This is a genomic window from Labrys sedimenti, assembly GCF_034424805.1.
Classification (GTDB): Bacteria; Pseudomonadota; Alphaproteobacteria; order Rhizobiales; family Labraceae; genus Labrys; species Labrys sedimenti.
Window position 1 is genome coordinate 834,155 of sequence record NZ_JAXOUF010000001.1, and the last position, 13,210, is coordinate 847,364.

Annotated in this window: 12 protein-coding genes; 5 read left to right on the top strand and 7 right to left on the bottom strand. The window is 61.6% G+C overall.

Annotation, left to right across the window (positions count from 1 at the left end; translation table 11 throughout):
• Nucleotides 1-32: 32 nt before the first annotated feature.
• The gene (gene arfB, locus U1R88_RS03935; RefSeq protein WP_068284801.1) at nucleotides 33-458 is read right to left on the bottom strand and encodes an alternative ribosome rescue aminoacyl-tRNA hydrolase ArfB; all 426 of its coding nucleotides are present in this window, start codon (nucleotides 456-458) and stop codon (nucleotides 33-35) included.
• A 144-nt stretch (nucleotides 459-602) separates the two neighbouring features.
• Between arfB and uvrA the strand changes: the two genes are divergently transcribed.
• Complete coding sequence (gene uvrA / locus U1R88_RS03940; RefSeq protein WP_322430059.1) at nucleotides 603-3,527, top strand: excinuclease ABC subunit UvrA; 2,925 nt, start codon at nucleotides 603-605, stop codon at nucleotides 3,525-3,527.
• Between the two features lie 217 nt (nucleotides 3,528-3,744).
• The gene (locus U1R88_RS03945) at nucleotides 3,745-4,545 is read left to right on the top strand and encodes an extracellular solute-binding protein (protein ID WP_322430060.1); all 801 of its coding nucleotides are present in this window, start codon (nucleotides 3,745-3,747) and stop codon (nucleotides 4,543-4,545) included.
• On the opposite strand, the gene U1R88_RS03950 is transcribed toward U1R88_RS03945, so the two are convergent.
• Nucleotides 4,465-5,559, bottom strand: a complete 1,095-nt coding sequence (locus U1R88_RS03950; RefSeq protein WP_322430061.1) for a hypothetical protein — start codon at nucleotides 5,557-5,559, stop codon at nucleotides 4,465-4,467. The two genes, U1R88_RS03945 and U1R88_RS03950, sit on opposite strands and share 81 nt — an antisense overlap.
• A 648-nt stretch (nucleotides 5,560-6,207) precedes the next feature.
• Here U1R88_RS03950 and U1R88_RS03955 point away from each other — a divergent pair.
• From U1R88_RS03955 to U1R88_RS03965, 3 genes are all read left to right on the top strand, one after another.
• Nucleotides 6,208-6,363 (top strand): DUF1127 domain-containing protein, encoded by a 156-nt coding sequence (locus U1R88_RS03955; protein WP_082979542.1) that lies wholly within the window; start codon nucleotides 6,208-6,210, stop codon nucleotides 6,361-6,363.
• A 276-nt stretch (nucleotides 6,364-6,639) separates the two neighbouring features.
• Nucleotides 6,640-8,052 carry a methylenetetrahydrofolate--tRNA-(uracil(54)-C(5))-methyltransferase (FADH(2)-oxidizing) TrmFO gene (gene trmFO / locus U1R88_RS03960; RefSeq protein ID WP_322430062.1) on the top strand — a complete coding sequence of 471 codons (1,413 nt, stop codon included), beginning with the start codon at nucleotides 6,640-6,642 and terminating at the stop codon, nucleotides 8,050-8,052.
• Between the two features lie 171 nt (nucleotides 8,053-8,223).
• Nucleotides 8,224-8,685, top strand: coding sequence for a tetratricopeptide repeat protein (locus U1R88_RS03965; protein WP_322430063.1), 462 nt, complete (start codon nucleotides 8,224-8,226; stop codon nucleotides 8,683-8,685).
• Nucleotides 8,686-8,708: 23 nt separating this feature from the next.
• Here the strand turns inward: U1R88_RS03965 and U1R88_RS03970 are convergent, their stop codons facing one another.
• From U1R88_RS03970 to yajC, 5 genes are all read right to left on the bottom strand, one after another.
• On the bottom strand, nucleotides 8,709-9,596 hold the full coding sequence (locus U1R88_RS03970) for a phytoene/squalene synthase family protein (RefSeq protein WP_322430064.1): 888 nt from the start codon (nucleotides 9,594-9,596) through the stop codon (nucleotides 8,709-8,711).
• Entirely contained in the window at nucleotides 9,593-9,973 is a 381-nt protein-coding gene (locus tag U1R88_RS03975; protein WP_322430065.1) for an Mth938-like domain-containing protein, read from the bottom strand. Before U1R88_RS03975 ends, U1R88_RS03970 begins: the two co-directional genes overlap by 4 nt.
• A gap of 6 nt (nucleotides 9,974-9,979) precedes the next feature.
• The gene (gene secF, locus U1R88_RS03980) at nucleotides 9,980-10,921 is read right to left on the bottom strand and encodes a protein translocase subunit SecF (protein ID WP_322430066.1); all 942 of its coding nucleotides are present in this window, start codon (nucleotides 10,919-10,921) and stop codon (nucleotides 9,980-9,982) included.
• Nucleotides 10,922-10,942: 21 nt separating this feature from the next.
• Nucleotides 10,943-12,541 (bottom strand): protein translocase subunit SecD, encoded by a 1,599-nt coding sequence (gene secD / locus U1R88_RS03985; protein ID WP_322430067.1) that lies wholly within the window; start codon nucleotides 12,539-12,541, stop codon nucleotides 10,943-10,945.
• Nucleotides 12,542-12,673: 132 nt separating this feature from the next.
• The gene (gene yajC / locus U1R88_RS03990; RefSeq protein ID WP_068284781.1) at nucleotides 12,674-13,024 is read right to left on the bottom strand and encodes a preprotein translocase subunit YajC; all 351 of its coding nucleotides are present in this window, start codon (nucleotides 13,022-13,024) and stop codon (nucleotides 12,674-12,676) included.
• Nucleotides 13,025-13,210 lie beyond the last annotated feature (186 nt).

The following is a 13,210-nucleotide window of genomic DNA, read 5'->3' on the forward strand; positions in this document are numbered from 1 at the left end:
TTCCGGCTGCGCCAAAGACCAGCCCCCCGATCTCAATCCATCGAGATCCTGCCGCCGCGCAGCGATTTGACGTTGGAGCGGCGCGATTTGGACTCGAGGCGCCGCGCCTTGGCCGCTTTGGAAGGCTTGGTTGCCTTGCGGGGCGGCGGTGGCGGCGTGGCCGCCTCGCGCAGAAGCGCGACCAGCCTCTCGCGGGCATCTTCGCGATTGCGCTCCTGGGTGCGGAAACGCTGGGCGAGGATGACGACAACCCCTTCCTGCGTCAGCTTGCGGCCGGCGAGCTTCTGGGCCCGGATTGCGACATCGTTCGGCAGCGAGGGCGAAGTGCGGATGTCGAAACGCAACTGCACCGCCGTCGACAGCTTGTTGACGTTCTGTCCGCCGGGTCCGGAGGAGCGAACGAAATCCTCGATGATTTCGCGCTCGTCGATGGACAAAGTTGAGGTGATCTCGATCATGGAGCCTGCATAACGTATGGCCTTGGACCGTGCTGCTAAATTCTGCGGATAAGTTCACGAATTGTTCTTGTCTTTTCGTCCTTGCTCCTTCAATTTGCGGACCAAAGAGCCTATCTCTCGGCAAAAGCCCACAGGATCGTCCGTATGTCTGGCCGCCCCATCTCCGGCAGCGCTGTTCCATCGCCTGCCGATCGCCGCTTCATTACCGTGCGCGGCGCTCGCGAGCACAATCTCAAGAATGTCGATCTGGAAATCCCGCGCGACAAGCTGGTGGTGTTCACCGGCCTTTCCGGCTCCGGCAAGTCGTCGCTCGCCTTCGACACCATCTATGCGGAGGGCCAACGCCGCTACGTCGAGAGCCTGTCGGCCTATGCGCGCCAATTCCTCGAAATGATGCAGAAGCCGGACGTCGACCAGATCGACGGCCTGTCGCCCGCCATCTCGATCGAGCAGAAGACCACATCGCGCAATCCGCGCTCGACGGTGGCGACGGTCACCGAGATCTACGACTATATGCGCCTGCTCTGGGCCCGCATCGGCATTCCCTATTCGCCGGCAACCGGGCTGCCGATCGAAAGCCAGACGGTCAGCCAGATGGTGGACCGGGTCATGGCCATGCCGGAAGGCACCAGGCTGTTCCTGCTTGCTCCCGTCGTGCGTGGACGCAAGGGCGAATACCGCAAGGAACTCGCCGACTTCCTCAAGCGAGGCTTCCAGCGCGTCAAGATCGACGGCACCTTCTATGAAATCGCCGACGCCCCTGCCCTCGACAAGAAGCTCAAGCATGATCTCGACGTGGTGGTTGACCGCATCGTGGTCCGCGCCGACATCGCCAGCCGCCTGGCCGACTCCTTCGAGACCGCGCTCGAACTCGCCGACGGCATCGCCGTGGTCGAACTCGCCGACCAGAAGGAGGCCGACGGCTCGCCCAAGCGTGTGATGTTCAGCCAGAAATTCGCCTGCCCCGTCTCCGGATTCACCATTCCGGAGATCGAGCCGCGGCTGTTCTCCTTCAACAATCCCTTTGGTGCCTGCCCGTGCTGCGACGGCATCGGCACCGAGATGACGGTCGACCCTGTCCTGGTGGTGCCGGACGAGACATTGTCGCTGCGCAAGGGCGCGCTGGCCCCCTGGGCGAAATCGACCAGCCCCTATTACAGCCAGACGGTCGATGCCCTCGCCAAGCACTACAAATTCGGCGTGACTACGCCCTGGAAGGACCTGCCGGAAAAGGTGCAGCAGGTGTTCCTCTACGGCTCAGGCGAGGAACAGATCGTATTTTCCTTCGACGATGGCCTGCGCTCCTACGAGACCCGCAAGGCCTTCGAGGGCGTGGTCACCAATCTGGAGCGGCGCTGGAAGGAAACCGATTCCGAGCAAGCGCGCGAGGATATTTCGCGCTTCATGGCCAACACGCCCTGCAAGGCCTGTGCCGGCTTCCGCCTCAAGCCCGAATCCCTGGCCGTGAAGGTCACGCACAAGCATATCGGCGAAATCTCGGCGATGTCGGTGCGCCAGGCCCAGCACTGGTTCGAAGCACTGCCGGCCGAGCTCAATACCAAGCAGAACGAGATCGCGGTCCGCATCCTCAAGGAAATTCGTGAGCGCCTGCGCTTCCTGGTCGATGTCGGTCTGGATTACCTGACGCTGGCCCGCAATTCCGGCACGCTGTCGGGTGGTGAGAGCCAGCGCATCCGCCTGGCCTCCCAGATCGGCTCGGGCCTCAGCGGCGTGCTCTATGTGCTGGACGAGCCATCCATCGGCCTGCACCAGCGCGACAATGAGCGCCTGCTCGAAACGCTGCGGCGCCTTCGCGAACTCGGCAACACCGTCATCGTGGTGGAGCATGACGAGGATGCCATCCTGCAGGCCGATTACGTTGTCGATGTCGGGCCCGGTGCCGGCGTGCATGGCGGGCGTGTCGTAGCCCAGGGCACACCGGCCGAGGTGATGGCCAATCCGGCCTCTCTCACCGGCAAATATCTGACCGGTGAACTCTCGGTCCCCATGCCTGCCGAACGGCGCAGGCGCCAGAAGGGCAAGGCGCTGAAGCTCACCGGCGCTCGCGGCAACAATCTCAAGGATGTTTCGGTCGAGGTGCCGCTCGGCCTGTTCACTTGCGTCACTGGCGTCTCGGGTGGCGGCAAGTCGACCCTGCTGATCGATACCATCTATAAGGCCGTCGCCCGCAAGCTGAACGGCGCGCTGGAGCACCCGGCGCCCTACGACAAGCTCGATGGCCTGGAACTGATCGACAAGGTCATCGACATCGACCAGTCGCCGATCGGCCGCACCCCACGTTCCAATCCGGCAACCTATACCGGTGCCTTCACGCCGATCCGCGAATGGTTCGCCGGCCTGCCCGAGGCGAAGGCGCGCGGCTATCTGCCGGGACGCTTCTCCTTCAACGTCAAGGGCGGGCGCTGCGAAGCCTGCCAGGGCGACGGCGTCATCAAGATCGAGATGCACTTCCTGCCCGACGTCTACGTCACCTGCGACGTCTGCAAGGGCAAGCGCTACGACCGCGAGACGTTGGACGTGCGCTTTAAGAACAAGTCGATCGCCGACGTGCTCGACATGACGGTCGACGAGGGAGCCGAATTCTTCAAGGCCGTGCCGAACATTCGCAACACCATGGAAACGCTGGCGCGGGTGGGGCTGGGCTATGTCAAGGTCGGCCAGCAGGCGACCACCCTGTCGGGCGGCGAGGCCCAGCGCGTCAAGCTCTCCAAGGAATTGGCGCGCCGCTCGACCGGGCGCACGCTCTACATTCTCGATGAGCCAACCACAGGCCTGCATTTCCACGACGTCGCCAAGCTCCTGGAAGTGCTGCATGAACTGGTCGACCAGGGCAACACCGTGGTGGTGATCGAGCACAATCTCGAAGTCATCAAGACGGCCGACTGGGTCATCGACATGGGACCGGAAGGCGGCGACGGTGGCGGCGAGGTCGTTGCCGAAGGCACGCCGGAAGCGATCATCCGGGAACCGCGTTCCCATACTGGGCGCTTCCTGCGCGAGGTGATGGAGCGCCGTCCCCAGGGGCGCCGAGGCGAAGCAGCCGAATAACCCCTTAAGATGCGGGCGCCCTCGTCTGCATCCCAGATGCCCGCGGACATGCGCGGCCAAGAGCCGGAGAGATTCCGCGCTCCGGGTTGCGCTTTACGTCGGCGCCCCGATCTCCCGTCATGGCAAAGCCATTGCCAAACGAGTGTTTCGCTGGTTAACGCTATAGCCATTCATATATAGCGAGTCGGCGCGACCGCTCCGTTTCCGGGAGAAGCAAATGTTCAGGATCCTGCTCGCCGCTGGTCTGGCCCTCGCCAGCACCGCTGCCCGGGCTGACGAAGTAGTGCTTTATGGCGCCGGCAGCCTTCGTGCGGTGTTGACCGACATCGCGCAGGATTTCAGCAGGAAGAGCGGCGTCAAGGTACGCACCGACTTCGGTCCTTCAGGCCTGATGCGGGAGAAAATCGAGCAGGGCGACAAGGTCGACATCCTGGCTTCGGCGGACATGGCTAGTCCCCGCAAATTGCAGAAGGATGGCAAGGCGAGTGCCGTCGTCATGTTCACCCGCAACCGGCTTTGTGCTTTCGCCCTGCCTGAAGCCAGGCTCGCCAGCACCAACTTTGCCGAGCGCCTGCTCGATCCTGCCGTGAAGCTCGGCACGTCCACGCCCAAGGCCGACCCCGGTGGTGACTATACCTGGGCCATGTTCCAGTTGATCGACAAGCGAAACCCGGGCGCCTTCGCCAAGCTGGATGCCAAGGCCCAGAAGATCGTTGGTGGCTCGACAGCGCCTATCCCCGCCGGTCAGGATCCGATTGCCGATGGCTTCAAGAGTGGGCAGATCAACGTGATGATGGGCTATTGCAGCGGAGCGGCGCAACGCAAGGCGGCCACGCCGAACCTGGAGGTCATCCAGGTCCCCGAAGCCTATGAAACCGGCCCCGAATATGGCCTGGCTCTGGCGCACACCGACAACGCCTCTGCCGTGGCGCTGATGCTAGCGATCCTCTCGCCGGAAGGTCAGGCCACCTTCGGCCGATATGGTTTCGCGCCGGTCGGCCTGCCGTCTCAACCCTGAACGCAGCGAAGGAACAGGTGGCATTCCCAGCATTGGTATATGCCGCCCCGTCATTTCCATCGGCCTTCGGGTGGCGCGTACAGCGGCGCCAGCAAATCTCCCGGCAATGCCAACGGGAAATTTGGTGCGCATATTACCGGCTGCTCCCAGCCACAGATGGCGCCAATGAACCAGAATGGCGCGCAGGCGCCCCGCCATCGGTCTGCGCAGCGGCGCTGCCGCCAGCAGGACGAGAGCCCATGGCAGCAAGCTTTTTCGGCCACTCGACTCACGTCCAGACCGGCCAACGGCCGAGAATGGCGTGGCCCGCAGCCAGGGCAGGCGAAACTGCGCAAGAATGGCGTGGATATCGTCCTCATAGAGCCGCCCGTCGGCAAAACCGTTGGCACTCTTGTTGCCGCCCACCGGCTCGGTATGCCGAACCGGAAATTCATCGATCACGGCAAAATCGCGAGGGCTTTCAGCGACGAGGTTGCACCAGATGAGGTCGATGCCGCTTTCATAGCCAAGAGCGTAGAGCGGCGCGATCCGTTCGAGAATGTCGCGCCGAAAGACGGGACACATCATCTCCACGAAATTGACATAGCGCAGAGCGTACCGTCTCTGTCGAAGCAGGCAGGCATAGGTGAAATGGCTATCCCATGTCAGCGCCGGTTGGGCAATCTTGAGATTGTGCTGATCGCAGCGGGAAAAAATCCCATTGATGGCAGCTGGAGATGCCTCAATATCCTCATCAAGAAAGCATATATATTTATATCTACTGATAAACTTCGCGTTTTCGCGCAAGAATCCGTCATAGCCGGCAACCTTTCTACCTAAGCGACGCTCAAAATAGACCCCATCTTCCTGGATGGCGGGCGAGTTGGGTTCGTAGCTGCTGAGAAAGACATCATAATTTCTATCCACACCAGTGGCCAGCCACTTCGCGTGAAGACTCTTTGGCCCGATCCGCGCAACCAGCAGATATTTTCGGGCTCTTTTCTCCGAGCCATCTCCTGAACCATTCGTCGTCATTGCTTCAGTCTCCCGCTAACCTTCCAGGGGTTCGGCGCACTTCGGCGTCACGTAAGCTCAGGACCCAATCAAAATAAATAAACAACCCCAAATGAAATGAGACTTATCACATTTTATAGGATCTTAATGAATCTATACTCGAATATATCTTCGATAAATACGCCAGTGAACGCATCAAAGATTCTTGATTATTCCTATTTTTCGAGTTCCCTATAGCATGCCGGCACCTTGGGAAGCCAAGTCCAACTTTGGTGTATAGCGGTACTACTGGCGGGGTAACGTACACTACGTCTCGGCGAGCATTCTTGGGTGCCGGATTAGGGCTGCCTCCTGCCAATTGCGCCGAGCGGTATTACCAAGCGCTGCTGGCGGTATGCGGCCGATACCACCGCCACTTTCTGCGATATCCCGCCCTGGGCCTCTCAGCCGCTACAGTCCGAAAAAGATATGCACGGTGCGCATCACAGTCAGGCCATCATTGCCATTATGGACGATTTTTAAATGATGACAGCATTACGACATGCAAAAAATGCATGATTGTTGTGCGATGCAGCATCTACCTCATTCGAGGAAAAAACGGCATATAGGGAATGTGAACGGCGTTGAGGAATTCGCTTCAACGCAGGTTCGCAGAAGAGGAACCTTATCATGTTGTTCGCAGCTTTGATCGAACGTGTCCGCATCTGGCGCCGTGAGCGCGAGACGCTGGCCGAGCTCAGGCGCTTGAACGGACGCGATTTGGCCGACATCGGTATCAACCCTGCCGACGTTCGCGCAATCGCGCGTCAGGCCGCCCGCGCCTAATCTTGCAGGTAATGACCAATGGGCTGCACGGCTCATTGGTACAGTTTCGACGATCCACCCGCGTGTCCATCTTTTGCAGTGGAAAGTCGTATCGCATTTGCCAGCCGGTGGTATGCCGGCCGGCGATCGGGCTGCGATGATATCGAGCCTAAGCGAAAAGTCGTAGGCGCCGCCTTGCAGGACGAGGGCCGAGTGCCACATAGCCGCCCTTTTTGGGGCGGCTTTTTGTTGGGTTGATGCTTCAATAGCCGCCCCCGATGGTCTAAAAGCCGGGGCATGAGCATTACCCCCATTCATATCATCGGCGGCGGTCTCGCCGGTTCCGAAGCCGCCTGGCAGATTGCCCAGGCAGGCGTTCCCGCCATCCTGCACGAGATGCGCCCCGTTCAAGCGACCGAGGTCCACAAGACCACGGACTTCGCCGAGCTCGTCTGCTCCAACTCCTTCCGCTCCGATGACGCCGAGACGAACGCCGTCGGCCTGCTCCATGAGGAAATGCGCCGACTGGATTCGGTGATCATGGCCTGCGCCGACAGCCACAAGGTTCCGGCGGGCGGCGCGCTGGCGGTGGACCGAGACGGCTTCTCGGCTGCAGTGACGGAACGGCTGACGTCACACCCCTTGATCGAGATCCGGCGCGAACATGTCGACGGCCTGCCGCCGGCGGATTGGGACAATGTCATCGTTGCCACCGGTCCTCTCACCTCCAAGCCTCTGGCCGATGCCATTGCCGCGCTAACCGGCGAAACCTCGCTCGCATTCTTCGACGCGATCGCTCCGATCGTGCACCGCGAATCCATCAACATGGACATCGCCTGGTTTCAGTCGCGCTACGACAAGCCCGGCCCGGGCGGCACCGGCGCCGACTATATCAACTGCCCCCTCAGCAAGGAGGAATACGAAGCCTTTCTCGACGCCGTTCTGACCGGCGACAAGACAGGCTTCAAGGAATTCGAGGGCACGCCCTATTTTGATGGCTGCCTGCCGATCGAGGTCATGGCCGAGCGAGGTCGCGAAACCCTGCGCTTCGGACCGCTGAAGCCGGTTGGCCTCACCAACCCCCGCAACCCCGAAGTCAAGCCCCACGCCATCGTGCAGTTGCGCCAGGACAATGCGCTCGGCACGCTTTACAATATGGTCGGCTTCCAGACGAAGCTGAAATATGCCGAACAAGTTCAGGTCTTCCGCCTGATTCCGGGGCTCGAGAATGCCGAATTTGCCCGCCTGGGCGGGTTGCATCGCAACACCTATCTGAATTCGCCGGTATTGCTGGACCCGACGCTGCGCTTGAAGACGCAACCGCGCTTGCGTTTTGCCGGCCAGATCACGGGATGCGAAGGCTATATCGAAAGCGCGAGTGTCGGCCTGATGACGGGCCGCTTCGCCGCCGCCGAACGCCTGGACCAGCCGGTAACACCGCCGCCGGCCACCACGGCCCTCGGTGCCTTGCTCAACCACATCACGGGAGGGCACCTCGTCAGCGAGGATGCAGGCCCGCGCTCCTTCCAGCCGATGAACGTCAATTTCGGCCTGTTCCCGCCTTTGGAGGCCTCGCCGAAGGGGGAAGGCGGAAAGCGCTTGCGCGGCAGCGAAAAGACCCTTGCCAAGAAGCGGGCGATGAGCGCCAGGGCCTTGGAAGCGTTGGAGGCCTGGAAGAAGACGACGGCCGGCGAGCAGCTCCACGCCTGAGCATCGCGGTTTGCTTCAAGCCATTGCCATCCCGGGGCAAGAAGCAGGATGGGCACGGGCTTGAGAACGATGTAGCTTGCATCTGGTTCCGGCCCGCGTCCTCGCTGGAACTGACGATCCGATCGACGACGTTCACAATCCCACCTCGTCCTCTCCGAACAGGATCCTGCCATGCCCCGCCTCCATGGCCTCGCATCCGCCCTGGCCCTGCTTCTCATTGCAGGCCAGGCCTCGGCTGCCGACACCTCATCCGGTGCCCCTGCCGCAGCTGCAACCTCCGATCTCGCCCCCATCCGGGCTCAGATCAAGGCGGAGGACTATAAGGCTGCCATAGCGGCCCTCCAGCCCCTGGCTGACCAGGGCTCGAAAGACCCCGACGTCTACAATCTGCTCGGCTTCAGCCTGCGCAAGAGCGGAGACCGCACGACCGCGCAGACCTTCTATCAGAAGGCGCTCGTCCTCGATCCCAACCATAAGGGAACCCTGGAATATCAGGGCGAACTCTTCATCGAGAATGGCGACCTTCCCAAGGCTCAGCAAAATCTCGCTGCCCTGGTCAAGCTATGCCCCAATGGCTGCGAGGAGCGAGAAGACCTGGAGAAGGCGCTGGCCCAGGCTGCCAAACCGAAATAGTTCGGGGCAACCTTGCCTTCAGGTTAACGCAGCTTGCGTGAAAACCGCCATAGGTGCCATTGACTGCGCCATTGCGGCAGTTCGGCCTCCTGGCGAAACCAGTCAAAGCCCGGGCGCGTCATGCGCTTGAGCAAAGGGCCAACCAGCGCAAGACCGACATAGGCGGGTGCAACTGCAGTGGGCACGGCAGGCAGCAATTGCTCCGCCTGGTCCAGATGCCGCAACGCTACCCCGGCAAACTCGGCAAACATGGCCCGCATCTCACCGGTGTTGCGTCCGTTCAACAGATCCTCCCGGGCCGTTCCGTGCTTGAGCACGAGATCGGCCGGCACGAAGATCTGTCCCCTCGCCGCATGCCGGGCAGCCTGTTTCATCAGGCAGGCCATGCCATAGGCCACGCCGGCATGCCCGGCAAGATCGGCAGTGCCCGGGTCGCCGCCATCGGCGAGAATGAGGCTGGCCAAACGGAACAGACTGGAATAGGTCTCGCCGCAATAGCCTTCCAGATCGGTAACGCTCTGCAGCAGGTCGTCATAGAGATCGTGCGCATGGGCATCGATCAGGGTTAAGAGCGCCGAAGCCGGGAGGTGGTAGCGATCGATCGCGGCCAGAAGCTCGGAGGCAACGGGATGCCCCGAGATATGCCCCCTCGCCTGCCCCTCCAGCAGGTCCCGCCACCATTGCAACCGGACTTCGCCCGGCAGAGGCTCCGACACCATATCCCTCACGCGCTCGATCTCGCTGTTGAAGGCGTAGAGCGCATTGAGGCCGCGCCTGTGCTCGGCCGGCGCAAACAGATTGGCAAGCCAGCGATTGCGGTCATGTTCGCGCAGCAGGCTCGCGCAATAAGCTTCGTTCGTCATACTAATATTGGAATTGGCCAGGGAATTGGCCGGGCGGTCGGCGCTCATGGCACGGCGATCAAGGCGGCAGCCACGCGCCGATCCTCGGCGAGCAGGACATTCCAGGTGCGGGTCGCAGCACCGGTCGGCATTGCATCGACGACGATCTTGAGATCGCGAAAACGCCAGCGCAGCGCTTCGGGGAAAAATGCGACGTCGGGACCGGTGCCGACGAGCAGGATCTCGATGGCATCGGCCTCCACGAAGACCGGCTCGAAGGCCTGCGCCGAAAACTCGGCCACGCTCGTCACCGGCCAGGCATGCATGCCCGAGGGCAGGCAAAGAAGCGAACCGCGATGCGACATCTCCGCAAAGCGGAACCCACCGGTGCCATAGGCATCGATCGGCGCCACGCGCGGCAGGAAGCGGCGTTCGCCTCCGGTCATGGCAGCTTACTCCGGCTTGTCGCCGCCTGCCGTCTCATGGCTGCCCGGACGCAGGCCCAGATAGATCAGGACGGGCGAGGCAATGAAGATCGAGGTGTAGGTACCGACCAGCACGACGCCGAACAGCATGGTGGCGGTGAAGCTGTGAATGGCGTGGCCACCGAACAGAAGCAGGGCCAGCAAGGCCAGTGCCACGGTGACGTGGGTGATCACCGAGCGCGACAGCGTGGCATTGATCGACTCGTCCAAGAGCTCATCCATCGGCTTCTTCTTGTATTTGCGCAGGAGCTCGCGGATTCGGTCGTAGATCACCACGGTATCGTTGAGCGAATAGCCGAGGATGGTCAGCAGCGCTGCAACGCTGGTGAGGTCGAAATCGATCTGCGTCACCGACATAAAGCCGATGGTGAGCACGATATCATGGACGTTGGCGATCATGGCGCCGACAGCGAACTGCCAGTCGAAGCGGAACCACAAATAGATCAGAATGCCCAGAATGGCGACGAAGATGCCGACTGTGCCGACCGTCACCAGTTCCTGCGAAACGCTCGGGCCGATGATCTGGATCTGGTCATCCTTGCCGGAGATGTAGTCCGGCGCCAGCGTCTGCTTGACCTTTTCGGCAACCGCATTCTGCTCGGCATCACCGCCCGGCTGCAGGGCAATGCGCATGAGCACCTGCCCCTTGTCGCCGAAACTCTGGATCTGGACTTCTCCCAGCCCGAGCGGCGTCAGCTTGTCACGAATGGCCTGCACGTCGGGCTGCCCCGATTGAGCCGTGACGCCAAGGGCGATACCGCCCTTGAAATCGATGCCGTAATTCAGGCCGTGGGTGAAGAAGAGCACCAGGGCCAGGATCGACAGCACCGCCGAAATCGGAAAGCTGATACGCCGGAACCGGATGAAGCCGAAGCTGGTATTGTCGGGAACAATGCGAAGATGGCGCACCGCGCTCACTCCATCAATCTATCAAATCGGGATGGAACGAGGCTTGACCCCGCGATACCACCAGGAAACCAACAGGCGCGTGACCGTGAAGGCGGTGAACACCGTCGTGATGATGCCGATCCCCAGCGTCACCGCGAAGCCCTTCACGGCGCCGGTACCGACGAAATACAGCACGGCGGCGGCAATGAAGGTGGTGATGTTGGAATCCAGGATGGTCGCCAGCGCCCGGGCAAAGCCGGCATCGAGAGACATCAGCACGGTTCGTCCGGCCCGCACTTCCTCGCGTATGCGCTCATAGATCAGCACGTTGGAGTCGACGGCGATGCCGACCGTCAGCACGATGCCGGCGATGCCCGGTAAGGTCAGCGTCGCGCCGAGCAGGGACAGGATGCCGAAGATCATGCCGACATTGAGCGCCACGGCGACGGAGGCGATGATGCCGAATAGGCCATAGCTGGCGATCATGAAGCCGATGACCAGGATCGAGCCGACCAAGGCGGCCATCTCACCGGCGCGAATGGCGGCCTGGCCGAGGCCCGGACCGACCGTCTGTTCCTGAATCACCGTCATGGGCGCGGGCAAGGCACCCGAACGCAGCAGCAGCGCCAGATCCTGAGCCTGCTGGGTGGTGAAATTACCCGAGATCTGGCCCGAGCCACCGGTGATAGGCTCGCGAATGACCGGCGCCGACAGGACCTTGCCGTCGAGCACGATGGCAAAGGGCTTGTTGACATTCTCGGTGGTGACACGACCGAACTGGCGCGCGCCATTGGTGTTGAAGCGGAAGGAGACCACTGGCTCGCGCGTATTCTGGTCGAAGCTCGCCTGGGCGTCGGTGAGTTCGTCGCCGGCAACCATCACCTGGTCTTCGATCAGATAGTTCTGGCCTCCGTCCGATGACGGCAGGACCGTGGAACCGACCGGCGGGCGGGCCCGCATGGCCTGGTCGACCGGCATGCTGAGATCCACGAGGCGGAACTCCAGCTTGGCCGTCTGGCCCAGCAGAGTCTTGAAACGATCCGGATCTTCCAGACCCGGCAACTGCACCACGATGCGATCTTCGCCCTGGCGCTGGATGATCGGCTCGACCACACCGGTCTGGTTGACGCGGTTTCCGACGATCTCCACAGAACGCTGGACGATGCGGGTCATGCGGTCGCGCAGGCCTTCATCGGTCAAGGCCACACTGACCTGCCCCGGCGTCGAGGAGGTGACAGTCGCGGTGCGGTTGCCGGTGCCGAACAGATTGCCGTCAGCCGGATTTCCCAGCACCTGCAGCAACTGGACGGCCTTTTCGGTGTCGGCCGGATTGGGCAGTGTCACCAGGATGCCGCGTCCCTGCAGGGCGGCCTGGCTGCGGATCTTGTTGTCGTTCAGGATCTGGCGCGCCTGCGAACGCAGGCTGGCGACCTGTTCCTTGATCACCGCATTCTTGTCGATCTCGAGCAGGAAGTAGGAACCGCCCTGGAGATCGAGCCCGAGCGTCAGTGTCTTGTGCGGCAGCCAGGACGGCATAGCCTTGACCCAGTTGGCCGGCATCAGATTGGGTGCAGCCAGCCATAGGCCGATCAGCAAGGTAAGAAGGACCGAAGCCGTCTTGGCGGGAGAAAAGTGCAGCATAGCGGAGCAATTCCGAGCCTTGACAGGCTATTCTCAGGACAGTCGGGAGATGAAGAACCGCGCCGACCCTATCCTGAGTCTCTTATCGTGTCTTGTGATCGAAGCCAAAGAGGGGAATTACCCCAGAACGCTTCAGGCCGCCTCGGACTTCTTCACCGGCTCGGTCTTGGAGCGGACGCTGACCACCATCTCACGGATGACTTTCACCCGAACGCCTTCGGCAATCTCGGCCTCGATCTCCGACTCGCCTTCGACAGCCTTGGTGACCTTGCCGATCATGCCACCCGACATCACGATGGTGTCGCCACGACGGATCGCCTTGAGCAGAGCGGCCTGTTCCTTCGCCTTGCGCTGCTGCGGGCGGATCAGCAGGAAGTAGAAGATCACGAACATCGCGATCGGCAGCAGCAGCGTGCCACCGAGACTGGAGAACAGATCGCCGCCGCCCTGGGCTGCCTGGGCAAAGGCTGGTGTCGTGAACATGGGATCGCCTCTCAAGAGAAGCGGCCGGGACAGCCCGGCCGCGAATTCGCGCGGAATATAGTGAACCAGCCACCGAAAGCAAACAGAACGCCACTTTTGCCTGGCACATGACGAAAAATTCATGGCTAACGATGTGGGAAACCATCCATTCGGGTATCATGGCAGTGCATCAAAAGCCGGTAGCCC

Bases quoted from the DNA above. Each gene is read 5' to 3' on its own strand.
- arfB (WP_068284801.1), bottom strand. From the start codon at position 458: ATGATCGAGATCACCTCAACTTTGTCCATCGACGAGCGCGAAATCATC.
- uvrA (WP_322430059.1), top strand. From the start codon at position 603: ATGTCTGGCCGCCCCATCTCCGGCAGCGCTGTTCCATCGCCTGCCGAT.
- U1R88_RS03945 (WP_322430060.1), top strand. From the start codon at position 3,745: ATGTTCAGGATCCTGCTCGCCGCTGGTCTGGCCCTCGCCAGCACCGCT.
- U1R88_RS03950 (WP_322430061.1), bottom strand. From the start codon at position 5,559: ATGACGACGAATGGTTCAGGAGATGGCTCGGAGAAAAGAGCCCGAAAA.
- U1R88_RS03955 (WP_082979542.1), top strand. From the start codon at position 6,208: ATGTTGTTCGCAGCTTTGATCGAACGTGTCCGCATCTGGCGCCGTGAG.
- trmFO (WP_322430062.1), top strand. From the start codon at position 6,640: ATGAGCATTACCCCCATTCATATCATCGGCGGCGGTCTCGCCGGTTCC.
- U1R88_RS03965 (WP_322430063.1), top strand. From the start codon at position 8,224: ATGCCCCGCCTCCATGGCCTCGCATCCGCCCTGGCCCTGCTTCTCATT.
- U1R88_RS03970 (WP_322430064.1), bottom strand. From the start codon at position 9,596: ATGAGCGCCGACCGCCCGGCCAATTCCCTGGCCAATTCCAATATTAGT.
- U1R88_RS03975 (WP_322430065.1), bottom strand. From the start codon at position 9,973: ATGACCGGAGGCGAACGCCGCTTCCTGCCGCGCGTGGCGCCGATCGAT.
- secD (WP_322430067.1), bottom strand. From the start codon at position 12,541: ATGCTGCACTTTTCTCCCGCCAAGACGGCTTCGGTCCTTCTTACCTTG.
- yajC (WP_068284781.1), bottom strand. From the start codon at position 13,024: ATGTTCACGACACCAGCCTTTGCCCAGGCAGCCCAGGGCGGCGGCGAT.